Annotated in this window: 16 protein-coding genes; 5 read left to right on the plus strand and 11 right to left on the minus strand. The window is 47.0% G+C overall.

All coding sequences use genetic code 11. The annotated features are described in order from the left end of the window. Positions 1-4 precede the first annotated feature (4 nt). From AAC052_RS04490 to AAC052_RS04505, 4 genes are read right to left on the minus strand one after another with little or no spacing between them, the layout of a single operon-like run. The gene (locus tag AAC052_RS04490) at positions 5-718 is read right to left on the minus strand and encodes an N-formylglutamate amidohydrolase (RefSeq protein WP_317491945.1); all 714 of its coding nucleotides are present in this window, start codon (positions 716-718) and stop codon (positions 5-7) included. Further along, positions 715-1,956 (minus strand): glutamate-cysteine ligase family protein, encoded by a 1,242-nt coding sequence (locus AAC052_RS04495; protein ID WP_339811297.1) that lies wholly within the window; start codon positions 1,954-1,956, stop codon positions 715-717. The genes AAC052_RS04490 and AAC052_RS04495 overlap by 4 nt, the downstream gene beginning before the upstream one ends. Positions 1,957-1,960: 4 nt before the next feature. Further along, positions 1,961-3,421, minus strand: a complete 1,461-nt coding sequence (locus tag AAC052_RS04500) for a RimK family protein (protein ID WP_317491947.1) — start codon at positions 3,419-3,421, stop codon at positions 1,961-1,963. Beyond that, the gene (locus AAC052_RS04505; protein ID WP_317491948.1) at positions 3,418-4,137 is read right to left on the minus strand and encodes a C39 family peptidase; all 720 of its coding nucleotides are present in this window, start codon (positions 4,135-4,137) and stop codon (positions 3,418-3,420) included. Before AAC052_RS04505 ends, AAC052_RS04500 begins: the two co-directional genes overlap by 4 nt. 110 nt (positions 4,138-4,247) lie before the next feature. Between AAC052_RS04505 and AAC052_RS04510 the strand changes: the two genes are divergently transcribed. Then, positions 4,248-4,613, plus strand: coding sequence for a methylglyoxal synthase (locus AAC052_RS04510; protein WP_339789099.1), 366 nt, complete (start codon positions 4,248-4,250; stop codon positions 4,611-4,613). Positions 4,614-4,627: 14 nt separating this feature from the next. Here the strand turns inward: AAC052_RS04510 and AAC052_RS04515 are convergent, their stop codons facing one another. Then, the gene (locus AAC052_RS04515) at positions 4,628-5,668 is read right to left on the minus strand and encodes a PA0069 family radical SAM protein (RefSeq protein WP_339811301.1); all 1,041 of its coding nucleotides are present in this window, start codon (positions 5,666-5,668) and stop codon (positions 4,628-4,630) included. Positions 5,669-5,817: 149 nt separating this feature from the next. Between AAC052_RS04515 and tyrS the strand changes: the two genes are divergently transcribed. After that, positions 5,818-7,104 carry a tyrosine--tRNA ligase gene (gene tyrS, locus AAC052_RS04520; RefSeq protein WP_339811302.1) on the plus strand — a complete coding sequence of 429 codons (1,287 nt, stop codon included), beginning with the start codon at positions 5,818-5,820 and terminating at the stop codon, positions 7,102-7,104. Positions 7,105-7,212: 108 nt separating this feature from the next. Here tyrS and AAC052_RS04525 read toward each other — a convergent pair whose 3' ends face one another. From AAC052_RS04525 to AAC052_RS04545, 5 genes are all read right to left on the minus strand, one after another. After that, positions 7,213-8,589: an efflux RND transporter periplasmic adaptor subunit gene (locus AAC052_RS04525; protein WP_339811303.1), complete on the minus strand. Its 1,377-nt coding sequence runs from the start codon at positions 8,587-8,589 to the stop codon at positions 7,213-7,215. 3 nt (positions 8,590-8,592) lie between these two features. Next, on the minus strand, positions 8,593-10,059 hold the full coding sequence (locus AAC052_RS04530) for a TolC family protein (protein WP_317491953.1): 1,467 nt from the start codon (positions 10,057-10,059) through the stop codon (positions 8,593-8,595). Positions 10,060-10,074: 15 nt separating this feature from the next. After that, complete coding sequence (gene sdaAB, locus AAC052_RS04535; protein ID WP_339811305.1) at positions 10,075-10,752, minus strand: L-serine ammonia-lyase, iron-sulfur-dependent subunit beta; 678 nt, start codon at positions 10,750-10,752, stop codon at positions 10,075-10,077. 55 nt (positions 10,753-10,807) lie between these two features. Beyond that, positions 10,808-11,713, minus strand: coding sequence for a thymidylate synthase (thyA, locus tag AAC052_RS04540; protein WP_339811307.1), 906 nt, complete (start codon positions 11,711-11,713; stop codon positions 10,808-10,810). Positions 11,714-11,781: 68 nt separating this feature from the next. Next, complete coding sequence (locus AAC052_RS04545) at positions 11,782-12,315, minus strand: phosphoglycerate mutase family protein (RefSeq protein ID WP_339811309.1); 534 nt, start codon at positions 12,313-12,315, stop codon at positions 11,782-11,784. Positions 12,316-12,397: 82 nt separating this feature from the next. On the opposite strand from AAC052_RS04545, the gene AAC052_RS04550 reads away from it, so the two are divergent. Both AAC052_RS04550 and AAC052_RS04555 read left to right on the plus strand, forming a co-directional pair. Then, positions 12,398-12,871 carry a peroxiredoxin gene (locus AAC052_RS04550; protein WP_339811312.1) on the plus strand — a complete coding sequence of 158 codons (474 nt, stop codon included), beginning with the start codon at positions 12,398-12,400 and terminating at the stop codon, positions 12,869-12,871. Further along, entirely contained in the window at positions 12,868-14,010 is a 1,143-nt protein-coding gene (locus AAC052_RS04555; protein WP_339811313.1) for an amidohydrolase, read from the plus strand. The genes AAC052_RS04550 and AAC052_RS04555 overlap by 4 nt, the downstream gene beginning before the upstream one ends. A gap of 50 nt (positions 14,011-14,060) precedes the next feature. Here AAC052_RS04555 and AAC052_RS04560 read toward each other — a convergent pair whose 3' ends face one another. Continuing rightward, positions 14,061-14,861, minus strand: coding sequence for a hypothetical protein (locus tag AAC052_RS04560; protein ID WP_339811314.1), 801 nt, complete (start codon positions 14,859-14,861; stop codon positions 14,061-14,063). Between the two features lie 219 nt (positions 14,862-15,080). On the opposite strand from AAC052_RS04560, the gene leuS reads away from it, so the two are divergent. Next, entirely contained in the window at positions 15,081-17,852 is a 2,772-nt protein-coding gene (gene leuS, locus AAC052_RS04565; protein ID WP_339811316.1) for a leucine--tRNA ligase, read from the plus strand. Positions 17,853-17,928 lie beyond the last annotated feature (76 nt).

A 17,928-nucleotide genomic window follows, 5' to 3' on the forward strand; every position in this document is an offset into this window, starting at 1 on the left:
CCGGTTACCCAACCTTCTTTACCATAGCCTTATAGCTATTTAAAATCAATTTCAGAATATCCTCAGGCCATTGATGACCGCCGGCAATGTAGAACTTCTGATTGACCTCCAATTCTATCCCAGTGTAGGACGAGCTGTCGAATTCTTTCCTTAAGAAGGTGGTAAAGCCATCGGACTTGCCCAGGTAGGGCTCGTTAAACTTCACTGCAAACATATCACTGAGTGATTTCATTTCACTCTTCCATTGACCACAAAACTCTTTCTCAGGTTTCTTTTTCGGATCGAAAAGCAGCCCGATGTCAACCTTTCTTTCCTTCCCTTCAAATATTGGGGTGAAGGTGTGCACCGAAATATGCACCACCCTATTGCCCTTGCTTACCCATTTGTATATCTGAGCATAAACGGTGTTTCGGTAAGGTGTATAATACTTGGTCAAAATATGCCGCCTGACTATTTTTTGTAGCGGTTTGGTGTATTCAGAAAACAACGACTTATGATTGCGTGACCGGTTGAGCTCGACAAGCAGCCGTGAGGTGGTTGAGAAATAAGAACTATCGGCCTTTATCGCTTTCAACTGCTCGAATAATGCCAAAGCACCAATATCAAGCCCTCTGTGGGTCTTCAGCACCTCCGGTGTTTTGTTGAACAGGTACTCATACTCCTCGGGAATTTCATTGCCGCCATGCTCGCAGGTCAATATGAATTTTACCTTACTCATCTTTTGGCCGACGGCAAAAACATTGTGTTGTTTTCGAGACAGCCTGCCAGCTCTTCGTAAAGACCAAGTAAGGCTTCATGACTAAAGCTCTGTCCCAGGTGCTTAATCATTCGTTCCGACAGGTTTCCCTGTGCTATGATAGCTCTTACGATGGCATTCGATTGATCCTTGTCGGCCATGTTAACTAAATGCTCCCAACATTTGGCAGCAGTAGCCGCCTTTTGCTCCATCCCAAAAAGCTTCAGGTATTGTCTATTGGTGATGGTATAGTTGCTCCCCTCTTTCACAACACTCAAAAAAATGGCAGCCAAATCGTCTTCATGCCAGCTCTTTTGCTCTTCGAAGCTACATAGCGTTTCGTTCACGAGTTCCTTTAGCAGGGCCACAATGACTTGCAGCACAGCGATATCTGCTGCCGGGCATTCCTGTATATCTATAATTCGGATTTCAATGGCACCACGGTCGAACCTCGCAATAGCCCCTCTTGAATTCAGGAAATATTGATCCAAAATGCCGTCGGTATCGTAGCTGTTGATATCTCCTCTGATTCGCTGAAAAATTTGCTTGTCGTATTCGGCTTGAGTGAACAATTGTTCCGGCACTACTTTCCCGGCAATAGACGGCACCTTCTCCTGATTGTGGCGGTAGGTCTCCAGCCTCGTGTCGACGAAGCCGCTCAGTTTACCATCCAATATGGGCGACGATGCAGTTAATACCGGAATGATGGGCAGCAACACCCTGATGGCGGCATGCAGCCTGGCAAACTCCTCATCCCCCTGAAAAGGCAGGTTGATATGGGTGCTTTGCAAATTGCTCCATCCGTGCCCACGGCAGTCGAAGATGCGGTTGTAAAGCTCGTAGATATCGTTGTTCTCGTGTGGCCAGATAACCGTTTCCTTGTACGGATCCATCCAGGGATGTGCACCGCCGGGAAGCAGCATGGCATCGAAAGGTGCCAAAAGCCTGTTGATTTCCTGGATGTTTTCGTGAAATGGCTTGTCGAGGCCGTTGAGTGTGGCTGCTGGTCCATTGGTCTTGATCTCGATTACGTGAGATACCAATTCGTTAGACCAGGCTATGGCCCCCCGATACACATCTGCAACAAACTCCCCAGTCACTTGCTTGAAAAGCTTGTCAGCTATTGGCAGGACATTCAGACCCTTTCTGGAAACGATCATATACTCCATTTCCACCCCAAACCCGTCGAACAAGTGTAAGTTTCGCTTCTGCTCTGCCATAGACTTAGAGGGTTTTCTTTTGCTCTATTCTCCGTAAAAGGGAACCCAGCACTTTCCTGTAAAGCTCATCCTTCAAACAGTAGTCTTCTATGCCATGATCAAGGCTCGGGTTGTCATTCACTTCGATGATATAAACGCTATTCCCTTTCTGCTTGATATCCACGCCGTACAGTCCACTTCCTATCAGGTTGGCGGCTTTTAAAGAAGTCTCGAGAACAATTTCCGGCACTTTTTCAACAGGCATTGTTTCTGCATTGCCGTACTGATCGTCAGTTTTCGATTTCGTCCAATTGTATATCTGCCAATGATCCTTCGCCATATAATACTTACAAGCGTACAATGGCTTGTTATCCAAAATGCCAATACGCCAGTCATAGTCGGTCGGTAGAAACTCCTGAGCGATCACCAGATCCGAGTCGCTGAGCATTTTGTCGAGTATCTCGTCCAGGCTCTTTCGGTCAACTGCCTTCATCACTCCCACAGAAAAGGCGCTGTCCGGCTGCTTGAGCACAATAGGAAAGCCCAGCATCGCCTCCAGATCATTTCGGTTGTCTTTGTGTACAATGACTGTCCTTGGTGTCGAAATTTTAGCTTTGCCCAATGTTTCTGCTAAAAACACCTTATTGGTGCATCGCATAATCGAGATGGGGTCGTCGATCACCGGTATGCCGTCTGCAAAAGCCCGCCTGGCAAAGCGGTAGGTGTGGTGATTGACAGCGGTAGTCTCTCTGATGAACAGCGCATCATACTCAGAGACCCTGCTATAGTCCTCCTTGGTGATAAGATCAGCATAAAAGCCCAATTCCTCCCCTATGTCGATAAATTTTTGGATAGCCTTTTTGTCCGAAGGTGGTGCCTTTTCATTTGGATTGACCAAAATTGCCAAATCGTAGATGGTTTTGGAGCTACGTTTTCCATCATAGCGCTTTTTCTTAAAGTATTCGTTAGCAGACTCCTCGAGAAACGGCTTGTGGCTTTCCGGTATTTCCTTTACTGAAATGGGGCTTATGCCCTGTAATACCCATTTTTTCTGAAACTGAAATTGAGCCCTGAGAATTGGTGCCTGAAACAGGTTGTACAGCGCTTTACTTAGTGTATCGTATTGAGGGCTGAGATTCTTGCCAAAGTAAATACTCAGGGCAAACTGGTTCGATTTGATCTTGGATAGGCTCTTCTGAATCAATTCATCAATTTCGTCGGTGATCACCCTCACGATGGTGCTTGACTTCAAATCCTGAATCGTTGTTACACTGGGGATCACTTTCTGCCCCCTGGCCTCAGCCAGCAGTGAGACGTAATATCCCGCCGATTGGTACCAGTAGTTTCGGGCCAGATTGAAAATTCTAACGTTCTTTATGTCAGCGTATTGAGGGTTGGTAAGGTAAGATCTAACTGCCACCACCTCTACTCCTTCAATGTTAAGCTGCCAGTCTTTAGGGTTGTTGATAACAACAATTTTTCTCATTCTTTATCTGTCGGTTCTAAAATCAACAAGTTAGCATCATAGGTCACAATACCCAACAAAATGGAGTTGATAAGCCTGTGCACGTCGACTTTATATTCGTTCTCTCCCGAAAGTGGGTTTTCCTGATAGGGATCGGACACCGAAACAATTCCGTTTTCGTCGATGGCAGTAAGCACCACGAAATGCCCCATGGGGTATCCTTTCAGGTCGTCGTATACCGAGCGACCCTCGTCGTTGGCGTATTCTCTTTTGCAATCGTACAGGTAAGTAGCGCTCAAGCCCGTGAGGATAGGGCGTCTTCTGTCGAGGTACTTCCTGATTAAGTCCACCGTTAAATCCTCAAAAGCAATTTCACCGCCTCTGGTCAGAAACTCGATATATGAGTGGGTAGCATTTTCAAATTTCTTACCTCTTTTATACTTGAGCTGGGCTTTTAGCTTCTCAATCAGCTCATCGTGCGTCAGCGTGGACCAAACAGGGTCAAAAACATTGAGGTTATAAGAATGCATTTTCGCCTTATACCCCCTTTTCAGCGCATGAATGCCTAATAGGTTACCCAAGGTGCCACCTTCTTCCAAAAATGTTACCTCATCTATTACCTGCTGCAGATTGATAAAATCGTGATAATAGTTGTAAACCGCATGCAGACTGGTTGGGCCGCATGTTTCGTCATCTGGCTGGTTCAGTATTTTGAAATAAGAAATTTTTGAGTGCATACGTTCATGGGTTCGCACATCAAAGATTACTTAAACTAGTCAGATTTTAATGTGAACAAACGCTAATTATTTTACTGAAAGGGTAACTTTACCCCCAACACAAAGAAGTTATGAAATTAGCACTGATAGCACACGACGGCAAAAAACCAGAAATGGTTGCTTTTCTGCTTGGCAACAAGGAGTTACTCGGAGGGATTGAGTTGATTGCCACGGGCACCACGGGCGGGCATATTGAAAATGCCGGCCTGCAAGTTCACAAAATGTTATCGGGCCCGCTTGGGGGTGATGCTCAAATTGCAGCCATGGCAGCGGAAAAAAACCTGGATATGGTGATCTTTTTCAGAGACCCACTCGACAAGCACCCACACGAGCCCGATGTTCAGATGCTGATGAGGATTTGTGATGTTCACAACATCCCTTTGGCCACCAATCCAGCGGCCGCTAACCTTTTTCTCAAGGCAATCAAGAAGGCCTGATCGCCCTTTACGGATCAAAAAAGATTGAGTACCCCTTTGCGCCGGAAGCGACTGAAATCGTAGTCCGGCATTTTTTTGTCCTTGAAATACTTGTCCTGCATTTTTGAAAACATGGCATGAATACTCTCTGCCAGTGGCCCTTCTCCCCTCATTCTGCGACCAAACTCGCTGTCATTCACCTGACCGTCATGAATCGAACAGATTTGGTTCCACACCTTGGCAGCCCTGTCGGGAAAATGAGTTTCCAGCCACTCCCTGAATAGAGTACCCAGCTGACCATTGAGCCTAACCAGGGTGAAAGTGGATGTCAGCGCTCCGTACTCTGACGAAAGCTTCAGTACCCTTGGAATCTCCGTATTGTTGAGGCCGGGTATAATTGGCCCCATCATCACCCCACAGGGAATACCCCTCTGAGTCAACTTCTCCATCACCTTCAGTTTCTTCAGCGGATGCGAAGTTCTCGGCTCTAACACCCTTCTTAATTCCTCATCCAGCGACGTAATCGTGAAAATCACGTGAACAAGGTGCTCCGAGGCAAGGTCCGACAGCACGTCCAAATCCCTTTCGATCAGTGCGTTCTTGGTAATAATGCCCAGCGGATTCCCATATTTTTGAAAGACCTTTAATAATTCTCTCGTAATGCCGTATTTCTTTTCCGCTGGTTGATAGCAATCGGTGTTGCCTGAAAGCATTACTACCTGGGGCTTCCATGAAGGGCTTAGGAAAGATTTTTCCAGTAGCCTGGGAGCGTCGGGCTTCACCACGATTTTTCGTTCGAAGTCCAATCCCATATTATATCCCCAGTATTCATGCGAATTGCGGGCATAGCAGTAAATGCAACCATGCTCGCAACCCTGATACGGGTTAATGGAATAGGTAAAAGGAATATCAGGGCTTTCGTTCTTACTCATCACAGTCTTAGGGTGCTCGACTATGTATTCGGTGGGCACTCTTTCCTGAAGCAACTGTTCATCAATTCCCTCTTCGTGGTAATTGCCTCTCTCCTGACTGGCAAACCTGTTGTTAGGCTGCAAACCTGTTCCTCTTCCTTTCATTTACTAATTTTATTAGCCCAATATAATTAGTATCTTAAGTTAAACCTGCATCTGCTACTAAATATTTTACACCCGAAGAAAAATTTACTTTGCGTTAGAATGGTTAAGCTCAGTCCTTTATTTTTGAGCCCTGAAATCAAAAAAGCAGAATGATCGACTTTATAGAAGAGCTTAAGTGGAGAGGCATGTTGAACGACATGATGCCCGGAACAGAAGACCAGCTGAAAAAGGAAATGACCTCGGCTTATATAGGCTTTGATCCAACTGCAGCATCACTCCACATAGGTAACCTGGCTACCATCATGCTGCTTGTGCACCTCCAAAGAGCTGGGCACAAACCTTATGCGCTAGTGGGTGGCGCCACCGGTATGATAGGCGACCCCTCGGGCAAGTCGGAAGAGCGAAACCTGTTGGATGAAGGGACACTTCGCAAAAACCAGGAAGGCATTAAGGTGCAACTGGAGAAGTTCCTCGCTTTTGATAGCGGCAAGAATGCGGCGGTGATGGTCAACAATTACGACTGGTTCAAAAAATTCGGTTTTCTGGAGTTTTTGAGAGATGCCGGCAAACACATCACGGTGAATTATATGATGGCCAAGGATTCGGTGAAAAACCGTTTGGAAACAGGCCTTTCCTTTACTGAGTTTTCCTACCAGCTGCTGCAAGGCTACGATTTTTATCATTTGTATACCGAGCACCAGGTAAAGCTGCAAATGGGTGGCAGCGACCAGTGGGGTAATATTACCACCGGCACAGAGTTTATCCGCAGAAAGGCCAGCGGCGAAGCCTATGCGCTCACCACGCCCCTGGTGACCAAGGCCGACGGTACTAAGTTCGGCAAAAGTGAAGGCGGCAACGTATGGCTCGATCCGGAGATGACAAGCCCGTACAAATTTTACCAGTTCTGGCTCAATTGCTCCGACGACGACAGCCACCGGCTGATCAGGGTGTTTACGCTGCTTGGCAAGGACGAAATAGAAAAACTAGAGAAAGAACATGCCGAAGCGCCTCATTTGAGGATTATGCAGCAGGCCATTGCCAAAGATGTAACAACCAGGGTGCACTCAGAAGCTGATTACAATATGGCAGTGAAGGCCTCAGGTATTCTTTTTGGCAAAGATGTAACGGCCGAGTTGGAAGAAATAGACGAAAAAACCCTGCTACAAGTGTTTGAGGGTGTGCCGATGGTAGAGATCAGCCGGACAACCCTGGACAGTGCCGCTACCATAACGGATTTGCTTTCGACAGAAACGAACAGCGAAATTTTTCCATCGAAAGGCGAAGCACGCAAAATGATCCAGCAGGGTGGTGTGAGCATCAACAAGCTAAAAGCAACCGACCCCAACGAGAAGCCAGCTTACAAGCTGCTCCAGGGCAAATACCTGCTTTGCCAGAAGGGAAAGAAGAATTACTATTTGATCAAAGTTGGGTCATAAGGATCGATAAATGGCAAATTTCCTGCATGGCGTTTATTTTCTGCTTTTTGAACAAAAAAAACCGTGGCGCTCACCACGGTTTTCTGTTTTTAGGCTAATTGCTATTGACTATTTTTCTTCTTCTTTGCTGGCAACCGCTTTGTCCTCACCTCCCATTTTCTGTACTGCTTCTCCATCTTTCAGTCTTTTGGAAACAGCCAGGAATGGCCCGGAAATGACTTCATCCCCTTCTTTTACCCCGCTCAGCACTTCAATGTTCTCAAAGTCGCTGATGCCGGTTTTTACCTCTACCATTTTGGCCACGCCATTATCGTTAAGGAACACCACCTGCAACACTTCGTCTTTCTCGCCAGTAGCTGGAGTGCTTGCTTCAATGTTCTCTCCCTCCTTGCCTTCGCCGGCTTTCTCATCCTTGCTGCTTCTGGTAGTAACAGCCGCCAGCGGAACAGACAACACATTGTCTTTTCTCTCCGTGATAATATCAACGCTGGCAGTCATCCCTGGTCTCAGTGGATTCTTGATGCCCTTCTCATTTATCAAATCTTTGTAGGAGCTGTTAAGTACCCTGATGCGCACTTCAAATTCGGTAACTGCATCGGCAGATGCTTTATCATTGGCTGTGTTGGCAATCTGTGTCACAACACCCTTAAACTCCTTTTCAAGGTAAGTGTAGCTGTCAACCTGAATTAGAGCCGTATCACCTACAGCAATTCTGATGATGTCATTCTCGTTCACATTCACCCTTACTTCCATCTTGTTCAGGTCGGCAATGCGAAGCATCTCTGTACCGGCCATCTGCTGAGTACCAACCACACGTTCTCCCTTTTCTACGCTAAGCTTCGATACCGTTCCATTCATAGGCGACAGCACTGTTGTCAGGCGAAGGTTCTCTTTTGCTTCATTCACCGAGGCCTGAGAGCTTTTTACGATGTACTCGGCCGCATTTACATTCTCTTCGGCAGAAGAAAGATCCGTTTGCGCCACCTTGTAGTTAGAGTCGGCCAGCTCCCAGTCTGCATCAGAAATTACTTTCTCCTCGTACAGCTTCTTCTGGCGGTTGTACTCCAGCTTCGCTCTGTCAAAGTTAGCCCTGGCCCTTTCCAGTCTCGCTCTTGCATCTGCCTCATTGGCTTTTTGCTGGTTAAGATTGGCGAGACTTCTGTCCACAGCTGACTGCCAGTTGTCGGGACGTATCTTTATCAGGCGATCACCGATCATCACAGAGTCTCCCTCTTCCACATTCAGTTCAATGATTTCGCCAGCAACGTCTGGGGTCATCTTTACTTCTATTTCAGGCTGTATGGCCCCAGAAGCACTAACTTTTTCGACAATAGTTTTCTTGGCGACATTGCTAAATTCTACTTCCATGGATTGCTTTTTGCCAATCCAGCCCTGCGATTTTCCAACCAGCACCACTACGATCAGTACAGCAACAACCCCGAGAAGAATGTATATTAACTTATTTGATTTCTTTTTCTTAGCCATGATTTAGAAGGTTAATTCTTTTCCCTGATAGAATTCTAATATTTTTAAACGAAACAAATAGGTGTATTTAGCTCTCACCAAACCAGAGCGTGCCCTGAACAGGTTGTTGCTGGCTACCTGGTACTCAACAAAGTTGACAGCACCCAATGAGTAGCGATTTTCAGTGTTTTTAAAAGACTGCTCCAATGCGCTTACCTGCCGCTCGGAAGCGTTGTATGACTTCAAGGCAGCATTTGCATTGTTGTAGGCAGTTTCAATATTTTGTCTCAGCGTGTTTCTGGTTTCAAGTGCTGAAATCTCAGCTGTTTTCTGGGTAATAATGGCCCGTTGCACATTGGAACGGGTCGTGAACCTATTGAAAATTGGGACGGAAAGGTTTAAATTGATCTGCTTGCTCAGGTATTCCGAAAATTGATCAAAAACCGGAAAGTCGGGTTCCGTTCTCACAACATTGGGTACCTGTTGGCGAGTGTACACAAGCTGCGACCTGTCGTTTTCAAGAAACCCAATCGGAAACTCAGCGAAAGTTGTGCCGTCATATATTTCCCGCTCTCTATCTGCAATTTCGGAGTAGTTGGTATTAAAACTAGCGCCCAAGCTTAAGGTAGGCATGATGCCGCCTTGCGCTACTCTCAAACCCACTTCGGCCGATTGGACATTCAGATCCGCACTCTTTATCTCAGGCATGGCCTCTAATGCAGTTCTGTAAATGCCTTCCACGTCATCGTCAATATTCAATTCGTCAGGAACGTCCACCTCAGGCACAATCAGTTCTACTTCCGTTGTGCTGGGCAGTAGCAAAGCCTGCTTTAGGCTAAGCAGCGACAAAGCAAGATCGTTTTCAGCGTTGATCAGATCCAGTTCATTGCTCGCCAGCTGCGATTCCAGGTCAAGCTGGTTTGTGATAGGCAGCGATCCGGCATCAACCAGCTTCACGGTTCTGTCCAGTTGGTTCCTGGTTGACTCCGCCTGCAGCCTGGCCGTCTCTACCAACTCCTGGTTAAGAATGACGTTCAGATAGGATGTAACAACGGTAACGATCACATCATTTTTTGACTTTTCAAGGTCAAATTCGTTAGCGTTTTTGGTCAGCTCGTTGCGCTTCACTGTGTTATGGAGCTGCATGCCGTTGAACAAAGTAATGTTGCTACTTCCCTGCACACCAGCGAAATAGAGTGGAAGCGTAATGAACTGATTGGTTGTAGGGTCGACTGATCTACCCCAGTTTCTACCGGCTCCCACTCCCACATTGGCATTGGGAAGCCTGTTCATTTTCGACTGCGTCAGATTCACCTCCGCTCCTCTCAATGTCAATTCACTCCTTTTAATGTTCAGGTTTCGCTCCAGGGCTATGTCCACCGTCTGTCGCAAATCCAACACCATCTTTCCTCCGTCGATGGCAGGGGTATTCGATTGACCGTAAAGGAAATGAGAGGTAATAATTAGTCCTAAAAAAAGTAATCTTCTCATTGTTGACCTTTTTATTTATTTATCAATATCTGGTATGTATATGACTTCTTTTATCCAGTCGAGGTTTCTCAGGTACTCAAGAGAAATAGCTTTCAGACCTGAGTCCATTTCAATAATCAGGCAAGCCAAATCGTTTTTCCCTTTTCGGGAAACCGTCATAGTAGCTATATTGCAGTCGTCGTGAGACAGAATATTGGCTATATAAGCGATGCTTCCCTTTGTGTCGGTGGCAGTGATAATAATTGTGTGAAGGTTGGCCGTAAAGCCAGACGAAAATCCGTTCACCTCGGTGATTTTGATCAAACCACCTCCCCTGCTTTCACCGATCACCTGAACCGCCTTTTCTCCCGCTTTCAGGTCGAGCTTAACCGTGTTTGGGTGTCGTGTCAGGGCGTTACCCACCGACTTGAAGTTGTATGTCAGTCCTTCTTTGGCAGCATGTTCAAATGCCTCCTTAATTCTCTTATCATCTGTTTTGTAGTCGAGCAAGCCCGCCACAATGGCTCTGTCGCTGCCGTGGCCTTCGTAGGTGCGGGCAAAGGAATTAAAGAAGGTAATGGTCGCTTCCTCCGGCTGCTTCCCTAAAATCTTTCTGGCGGTACGGCCAATGCGTACCACGCCAGCTGTGTGCGAGCTGGATGGCCCTATCATCACTGGGCCTATCATGTCAAACACACTGCTTCTTTCTACCATTTGTTTAAGTTCGATTCAGTAAATTTTTAAACCCTGCCCAATTTTCTGATCGAAATCATACTGCAACCGGCGCCTTTATCCCGGGATAAGGCTCGTAGTTCAACAGTTTAAAATCTTCGTATTGGAAATCAAAAATTGATTTCACGTCCTTATTCAACTCCATCGTTGGCAGCGGCAATGGCTCCCGTGAAAGCTGAAGCTCAGCCTGCTCCAAATGGTTGGAATAAAGATGAGCGTCTCCAAGTGTGTGCACAAAGTCACCGTAACCAAGCCCGCATACCTGCGCCACCATCATGGTAAGCAGCGCATACGAAGCAATATTGAACGGTACACCCAAAAACACGTCGGCACTGCGCTGGTAGAGCTGGCAACTCAACTTGCCGTCTGCCACATAAAACTGAAAAATAGTGTGGCAAGGAGGCAAACCGGACTTCGCCATTACCGGAATCTCCTTCGGATTCCAGGCAGACACCATCAGTCTTCTGGAGTCGGGCTTACTCTTAATGTCGTTAATCACGTCCGTGATTTGATCGACACCTTCAAAATCTCTCCACTGCTTGCCATATACGGGCCCCAATTCGCCGTATTTCTTAGCGAATGCAGCATCCGTCTTAATTGTCTCAATAAACTCTTTCAGTTTTTCCTTCCACTCGTCACTGTACTTTGGGTAGGTCTCTTCCTGCCCCGTTTGCTTCAGATAACTTTGAAATGGCCATTCATTCCAAATGCCAACACCATTCTTCACCAGGTATTCAATATTGGTGTCGCCCTGCAAAAACCACAACAGCTCATAAATGATAGACCTCAGGTGCACCTTTTTGGTTGTCACCAGAGGAAATCCCTCTGACAGGTCGAACCGCATCTGATGGCCGAAAATACTGATCGTACCGGTGCCGGTTCTGTCTGTCTTTTTGGTTCCTTTTTCAAGGATCAACCGCATAAGGTCATGGTATTGCTTCATGTTTTTTGCTTGTTTCTTTGGTCTTTCAAAGCTACTAAGCCACAGGTAATTGAGCTAAAGTTTTTTATCTAATTCGGCCTTACAGAGGGTGCTCCATAGTGAAGCACCTGAAAGGTAGTATCCTGCCCGATATTAACGAGATAAAGAAAGTCGTACTGCCAATCTTCCAGGTTTTCGAATTGGCCGCTGTCAATCAGCTGATTTACCATAGCAGGAACAGTGTTTGAGTGCCCGGAAACCAGCAGGTTCCCTCCTCTGTTCTTATTCACCTCCACCGACAGAAACTCTTTGTTCCCCGGATCATACGCAGTCACTGCCAGGTTGTTTTCTCTTGCAATGGCTTCGACTGTTTCATTTGTTCTTTTGTAAGGTGTGCTGTAAACGCCTGTCAACTGAACGTCGGCCAGCGTCTGCATCAAAGCAACAGCTCTCTGCATTCCCAAACTGTCTAAAGACGGATCATTAGTGCCATCATCAGCTTTTTCAGCATGCCTGACCAACACGATAGTGGTTGGTTCAATTTCGGCGACCGTTTTCACAGGAGCCTGACAACCAGCGAACACAAAGCCTATTGCCAAAAAAAGAACTAAAAACCTTTTCATTTCCTTCATTAAGATTCGGGCTAAACCCTTTCTTTGCATTAGTAGTTAAACATTTTGAATTATTACAATCAGATAAAAAAATATGGCACAAAGCAAGGAGATGCTGAAGGTAGGAGACAAAATACCCTCGTTTGAATTGCCTGACCAAAACGGTAAATTGATCAGCATCGACAGCCTCCTGGTAAGCAAAAACCTCGTTATCTACTTTTACCCCAAAGACTATACCTCCGGCTGCACAGCCGAAGCATGCAGCTTTCGTGACCACTATGAGGTCTTCAAAGAATACGATGCAGAAGTAATAGGCATAAGCACTGACGGCGCCAACCGGCACAATGCCTTTGCGAAGTCCTACCAGCTTGGCTTTATACTACTCAGCGACAAGGGCAAGAAAGTAGAAAAGCTCTTCGGCGTTCCCAGGGCACTTTTCGGACTTATGACTGGTCGGGTTACTTTTGTTGTGGACAAGAAAGGACTCATTCGCCACGTCTTTCGGTCGCAAACGCAGGCGACTAAGCACGTGGATGAAGCTCTTCAAATCGTGAAATCGTTAAAATGAAAGAACAGGAAATAGAACTGCTTACATCATTTCGAAAAGAACTGCATCGGCATCCGGAGCTTTCGGGAGAAGAGACTGAAACCGCCAATAAGGTAATTTCCTTTTTGAGGCATACCCATCCTACCTCTTTACACACAAATATTGGTGGAAGTGGCTTAGTAGCCGTGTATGACAGCGATCAACCGGGCCCATCTATCGGGTTTCGATGCGAACTGGATGCTTTGCCTATTGTCGAAAGAAATTCATTTGACCACAAGTCTGAAAATACCGGCACCAGCCATAAATGCGGGCACGACGGGCACATGGCTATAGTAGCTGGCGTGGGGCTGTATTGCAAGGAAAACCCTGTGCGTCGGGGAAAGTTAACACTCATTTTTCAGCCTGCTGAAGAAACCGGCTATGGGGCTCAATCGATGTTGAATGACCCAATTCTAAAAAGCTTTTTGCCCAAACAACTCTTTGCCTTGCACAATGTGCCTGGCTTTGAAACGGGTGCAGTAATCTGTAAAAAAGACGTTGCTTGTCCGGCGTCCGAAGGCTTGGTTTTTTCACTGGAAGGCAAGACATCCCATGCTGGTCAGCCGGAAAAAGGAAACAACCCCGCTCCTGTGATGGCAGCCATCCAGCTGAAAGCTCAGCAACTGCATGACGAACGCTGGCAAAATCAAAACCGCACAAAGATCACAACGGTGATGATGGATTTGGGTGGCAGGGCCTTTGGAGTAAACCCTGGCAAAGGTTCAGTGGCTTTCACGCTGCGCTCCGATAGCAACGAAGAGTTGGCTGTTGTAAAAAGTGAGCTGATCAAGTTTGCAAAAGAGAAATGTGAAATGGCCGGGTTGGCTTTGTCACTCGAAGAAAGCGATCCCTTCAAAGCGGTGGTCAACGATCCTGAAGCGTTCACTGCGATTCAATGGGCCGCCGTGGCCAAAGGTCTGGCTTTTGAGGTGGCGGAAACACCTTTTCCCTGGTCGGAGGATTTCGGTCGTTTTAGTGAGGTGACCTCCACGGGCTTCTTCGGTCTTGGCGCAGGCCTGGCTTCCCCTGAGCTCCATCACGATATTTACGACTTTCCCGATGAGCTGATTCCAGTTGGAATAGGGATGTTTTTGGAGCTTGGCAAAGCGCTTTGGGCATAAAAAAGGTAAGCACTTCGCTTACCTTCTTCTTTATTTTGAGCTGTTGACTTTTAAAACCCTCCGATCTTCAATGTCAGGAAATAGTTAATTCCGTTGAAGTCTTTCTCCGTCGTTTCGGCGAGGTCAAGATCCTGGGTGAAGCGCTTGGAAACCCCAAGGTCAAGCCTGAAATTCCTGGCGATGTTAACCTCGAGGTCAACGCCCGGTTCGACATACCAGAAAACATCGTTGTCCTGAGAAATATTAGAGCCTCTATTGGTGCCATTGTAGTCCTCCCAGTCGAGTACATAACCCAGCCAGCCTGCACCAGCGGAAACGGGGAAAGTAATATGCACCACCTGATTGCTAAAGAAAATTGGCTCCAGAAAGAACCCTCCGTAGCCACCCACAGCTACTACCCTGTTCTGCGGGTCTATGTCGTCGAACTTGGCTGTTGGCACAATGCCATGCCCCTCAAGACCTATGCCGAGGGAGCGATTCACAATCCAGCCTCCCCTCACACCTCCGAGCACCATTGGCTGTCCACGGAACTCGGTCGCCCGAAAGGAAAGGGCGCCAAAGCCACCGCTGTGGTTTAAGCTGCCAGAAAGTGTTTTGATATCACTTCTGGAGCGAGAACGAGATTTTACATAATAGTGCCTTTCCGGCTCATCACGATTGTCACTATCCGACGGCAGTGTTTCGTAATACTTAATGGTTCTGTTGCCGTCCACTTTTTCTTCAGGTTGTGTGGCAGGGATGGTATCGGCTTTAACTGTCGTGTCGGCCTTGTATGTGATGGTTTGTGCGTTGGCCACCGAACAAAAGGCTGCTGAAAGTGAAAGCAAGCTTAAAAAAGGGATCAGTTTCATTGATTATTCTAAGTTAAATTCTGAAGCAAGGACGAGGCTGGGCGAAAGAGGTTTCCAAGTTCGTGAAAAAAATAATTAAGTGCGGAATTCCCTCTATGCGGTCTTTCCGCCTTTGCGTAAATACAACACCCCAAATTAAACTCACCTTTCCTTTCACAAAATCCACTCATTTCTAACGGTAATCATTAATTTTGCCAGCTAATTGAAAAACCCCTGGTAATGGCTGAGTACAACTTCAGAGAGATTGAGCAGAAATGGCAGAAAAACTGGAAAGAGAAACAGGTATTCAAAACCGGCTCCGACACCTCCAAACCTAAGTTCTATGCGCTCGACATGTTCCCCTATCCTTCTGGCGCCGGACTACACGTCGGTCACCCGCTGGGCTACATCGCTTCCGACATCGTAAGCCGGTACAAAAGAATGCAGGGATTCAACGTGCTTCACCCGATGGGTTTCGACTCTTTCGGCTTGCCTGCCGAGCAGTATGCCATTCAAACGGGGCAGCATCCATCCATTACTACCGACACCAATATCAAGCGGTACAAAGAGCAGTTGGAAAACATCGGCTTCTCCTATGACTGGGAAAGAGAAGTGCGCACAAGTGATCCGTCGTTCTACAAGTGGACACAGTGGATCTTTAAGCAGTTGTTCAATAGTTGGTACAACAAAGACAGCGACAAGGCGGAACCCATCGCCGGGCTGATTGCCAAATTTGAAACCGAAGGCAACGGCAAAGTAAACGCCGTTTGCGATGATGATACAGCGCTATTTACGGCTACAGACTGGAAAGCCATGTCGGAAGCTGACCAGCAAAGAACATTGCTAAAGTACAGGCTGACGTACATCAACGAAACCACCGTGAACTGGTGCCCTGCATTGGGTACTGTGCTTTCCAACGACGAAGTGAAAGACGGCTTCTCCGAAAGAGGTGGCCACCCGGTGATCAAAAAGAAGATGCCGCAGTGGAGTATGCGCATCACGGCCTATGCCGAGCGTTTGCTGGAAGGCCTGGACAGAATCGATTGGCCGGAGCCCATCAAGGAAATGCAGCGCAACTGGATTGGCAAGTCCATTGGCGCTGAGGTTGACTTTAAAATTGAAAATTCGGAAAAGAACATTAGGGTTTTCACCACCCGTATTGACACCATATACGGTGTCACCTTTATGGTGCTGGCACCAGAAGCAGAGATTGTAAAAGAACTGACCACTCAGGAGCAAAAAGCTGAAGTGGAGCAATACGTAGAAGTGGCCAAAAACCGCTCAGAGCGGGACCGTATGGCCGATGTGAAGACTGTTTCAGGCGTTTTCACGGGTTCTTACGTGATCAATCCTTTCTCGGGTGAAAGGGTGCCTATCTATATCGCCGACTACGTACTGGCCGGCTATGGTACGGGTGCCGTAATGGCCGTGCCGAGTGGCGACCAGCGTGACTTCAACTTTGCGAAGCATTTCGGCTTACCCATTACACAGATCATCGACGAGCAAAAAATAACCGACACCGAAGCCGACCCTACCAAGCAGGGTAAAATGGTCAATTCGGGCATGCTGAACGGATTGACCCCGCTGGAAGCGATTGAGAAAGCCGGGCAATATGTAGAAGAAAAAGGCATTGGCGTTCGTAAAGTGAATTTCCGTATGCGTGATGCCATTTTTGGTCGTCAGCGCTACTGGGGCGAGCCTTTGCCGGTTTATTTCAAGGACGGCATCCCCTACCTGTTACAAGATAACGAATTACCATTGGAGCTTCCTGATGTAGACAAATTCCTTCCTACCGAAGATGGAGAGCCACCACTTGGCCGGGCGAAAGACTTCAAAAGCAAACAAGGTTATCCTTACGAGCTGACTACCATGCCGGGCTGGGCAGGATCAAGCTGGTATTTCTTCCGTTACATGGATCCGCACAACGAAAAGGAGTTCTGCAGCAAAGCGGCACAAGCTTATTGGAAGTCCGTCGACCTTTACATTGGTGGATCCGAGCACGCCACCGGGCATTTGCTGTACTCAAGGTTCTGGACGAAGTTTCTCTATGACCTTGGACTGGTCACCGTCGACGAATATGCAACCAAGTTGGTGAACCAGGGAATGATTCAGGGACGATCAAACTTCGTTTACCGGGTGAAGGGTGAGAATAAATTTGTAACGCACGGACTAAAGGGCCAGTATGACACGGTGGCCTTGCATGTGGATGTCAACATTGTGACCAACGATGTGCTTGACCTGGAGGCTTACAAAATATTCAACAAGGATGCGGCCACAGCAGAATTTGTACTCGAAAACGGTAAATATGTTTGCGGCTGGGAGGTCGAAAAGATGTCAAAGTCGAAGTACAATGTGGTCAATCCCGACGACATGATCGAGAAGTATGGTGCCGACACGCTGCGCCTATATGAAATGTTCCTCGGGCCGCTGGAGCAGTTCAAGCCCTGGAACACCCACGGCATCGACGGTGTGTTCAAGTTCTTGCGAAAAACCTGGAGGCTATTCCACGACGACAAAGGTGAATTGAGCATTTCTACCGAAAAACCAACAGCTGATGAGCTGAAAGTACTTCACAAAACCATCAAAAAGATGGCGGATGATGTGGACAAGCTATCGTTCAACACCAGCGTGAGCAGCTTCATGATTTGTGTGAATGAGCTGACTGACCTGAAATGCAACAAGAAAGAGATTCTTGGGCCATTGACACAGATCATTGCGCCATATGCTCCTCACATCACCGAAGAACTTTGGGAGAAGTTGGGTAATACTGAGAGTATCACTTATTCGAAGTTCCCTGAGTTCAATCCTGAGTTCGTGAAGGAAGACGCCTTCGAATACCCAATTAGTATCAACGGAAAGATGCGCCACAAAATGAGTTTCTCTGCTGATGCCTCACCTGCTGAAGTTGAAAAGGCTGTGCTTGCCGACGAGGCTGTGCAGAAATGGATTGAGGGAAAGGCACCGAAGAAGGTAATTGTGGTGCCAAAGAGGATTGTGAATATTGTTCTTTAAAAAGAGTTAGTTGGAGAGGAATGAGTGTGAGAGTAAACTAAATTTACTCTCACACTCTCCTATTACTAACTCTTCA

It is taken from the genome of uncultured Imperialibacter sp. (genome assembly GCF_963974565.1).
GTDB lineage: Bacteria > Bacteroidota > Bacteroidia > Cytophagales > Cyclobacteriaceae > Imperialibacter > Imperialibacter roseus.

Coding starts and splice junctions, on each gene's coding strand:
- AAC052_RS04490 (WP_317491945.1), bottom strand. CDS start 718: ATGAGTAAGGTAAAATTCATATTGACCTGCGAGCATGGCGGCAATGAA.
- AAC052_RS04495 (WP_339811297.1), bottom strand. CDS start 1,956: ATGGCAGAGCAGAAGCGAAACTTACACTTGTTCGACGGGTTTGGGGTG.
- AAC052_RS04500 (WP_317491947.1), bottom strand. CDS start 3,421: ATGAGAAAAATTGTTGTTATCAACAACCCTAAAGACTGGCAGCTTAAC.
- AAC052_RS04505 (WP_317491948.1), bottom strand. CDS start 4,137: ATGCACTCAAAAATTTCTTATTTCAAAATACTGAACCAGCCAGATGAC.
- AAC052_RS04510 (WP_339789099.1), top strand. CDS start 4,248: ATGAAATTAGCACTGATAGCACACGACGGCAAAAAACCAGAAATGGTT.
- AAC052_RS04515 (WP_339811301.1), bottom strand. CDS start 5,668: ATGAAAGGAAGAGGAACAGGTTTGCAGCCTAACAACAGGTTTGCCAGT.
- tyrS (WP_339811302.1), top strand. CDS start 5,818: ATGATCGACTTTATAGAAGAGCTTAAGTGGAGAGGCATGTTGAACGAC.
- AAC052_RS04525 (WP_339811303.1), bottom strand. CDS start 8,589: ATGGCTAAGAAAAAGAAATCAAATAAGTTAATATACATTCTTCTCGGG.
- AAC052_RS04530 (WP_317491953.1), bottom strand. CDS start 10,059: ATGAGAAGATTACTTTTTTTAGGACTAATTATTACCTCTCATTTCCTT.
- sdaAB (WP_339811305.1), bottom strand. CDS start 10,752: ATGGTAGAAAGAAGCAGTGTGTTTGACATGATAGGCCCAGTGATGATA.
- thyA (WP_339811307.1), bottom strand. CDS start 11,713: ATGAAGCAATACCATGACCTTATGCGGTTGATCCTTGAAAAAGGAACC.
- AAC052_RS04545 (WP_339811309.1), bottom strand. CDS start 12,315: ATGAAAAGGTTTTTAGTTCTTTTTTTGGCAATAGGCTTTGTGTTCGCT.
- AAC052_RS04550 (WP_339811312.1), top strand. CDS start 12,398: ATGGCACAAAGCAAGGAGATGCTGAAGGTAGGAGACAAAATACCCTCG.
- AAC052_RS04555 (WP_339811313.1), top strand. CDS start 12,868: ATGAAAGAACAGGAAATAGAACTGCTTACATCATTTCGAAAAGAACTG.
- AAC052_RS04560 (WP_339811314.1), bottom strand. CDS start 14,861: ATGAAACTGATCCCTTTTTTAAGCTTGCTTTCACTTTCAGCAGCCTTT.
- leuS (WP_339811316.1), top strand. CDS start 15,081: ATGGCTGAGTACAACTTCAGAGAGATTGAGCAGAAATGGCAGAAAAAC.